Raw genomic sequence first — 1,272 nt, 5'->3', positions numbered from 1 at the left:
TTGAAGTGGACCCCAAATTTTGGACAGGTGCCTAAGCTCTGATTCATCATCTCCACAAGGAGGAGAATCATGAGCAAGAAACGCAAGCAATACAGCGCATCATTCAAGTCCAAAGTTGCTCTGGCCGCCCTCAAGGGTGACCAGACCACATCCGAAATTGCCGCCCGTTTCCAGATTCACCCCACCATGGTCAGTACCTGGAAGCGCGAGCTGCTGGAGAACGCTCCCGACCTCTTCGAAGGCAAGAGGAAGGCCGGCAAGCAATCCGATGAGCCCAGCACAGACGAGCTTTACCGCGAGATCGGTCGACTGACGGTGGAACGCGATTTTTTGTCGCGCAAGCTCGATCAGTAAGCCGTCAACAGCGGTTGGCGATGATCGAGCGAGGTCATCCCCAAGTCAGTCTTTCGCGCCAGTGTGAGCTGCTCAAGCTGAGCCGCTCATCGGTGTACTACGTCCATCGTGAGCAATGTCAGGAGGATCTGGATCTGATGTACCTGATTGATCAACAGCACCTGGAAACGCCGTACTATGGTTCTCGCAAGATGCGGGTCCACTTGCAGCACCAAGGCTACCGGGTCAACCGGAAGCGGGTGCAGCGGCTAATGCGCACCATGGGTATTCAAGCCGTGTACCCACGCCCGAGAACCAGCATTCCGGGCGATGGGCACAAGGTGTACCCGTACCTGCTCAAGGGCTTGAAGATCGATCGTCCCAACCAGGTTTGGGCAACTGACATCAGCTACGTGCCGCTGGCCCGGGGCTTCATGTATCTGGTCGCCATCATCGACTGGTACAGCCGCAAGGTGCTGTCCTGGCGGGTCTCCAACACCATGGATACAGACTTTTGTGTCGATGCCCTGGAGGAGGCTCTACAGCGCCATGGAACGCCGGAAATCTTCAATACTGATCAGGGTGTCCAGTTCACCAGCGAGGCCTTCACAAGCGTTCTCAAAGAGCATGGCATCCGGATCAGTATGGACGGCAAGGGCTGCTACCATGACAACATCTTCGTGGAACGGCTCTGGCGCAGCGTCAAACACGAGTGCGTCTACCTCACTGCCTTCGAGGATGGCCGACACTTGAAGCAGGCGCTCCACCGGTACTTCCGGCATTACAATCAGACCCGGTACCACCAAACCCTTGATTACCAAACGCCCGATGAGGTGTACTACGGGCAACCCATATCTCTGGCAGCCTGAGCCAGGGAAACAACCGGATCATAGCTTAGGGACACCATCAGGTTGTCCAACTGATTGGGTCCACCTCAGT

The 1,272-nt window shown here is 56.1% G+C and carries 1 pseudogene; it reads left to right on the top strand.

From position 1 onward, the window contains the following. Positions 1-69: 69 nt before the first annotated feature. A pseudogene (locus tag ABIE59_RS19950) lies at positions 70-1,272 on the top strand (IS3 family transposase); the annotation flags it as partial.

It is taken from the genome of Marinobacter sp. MBR-99 (assembly GCF_040547575.1).
Lineage (GTDB): Bacteria > Pseudomonadota > Gammaproteobacteria > Pseudomonadales > Oleiphilaceae > Marinobacter.
The sequence above is the reverse complement of the archived record's forward strand: the minus strand, read 5'-3'. Positions and strand labels throughout refer to the sequence as shown.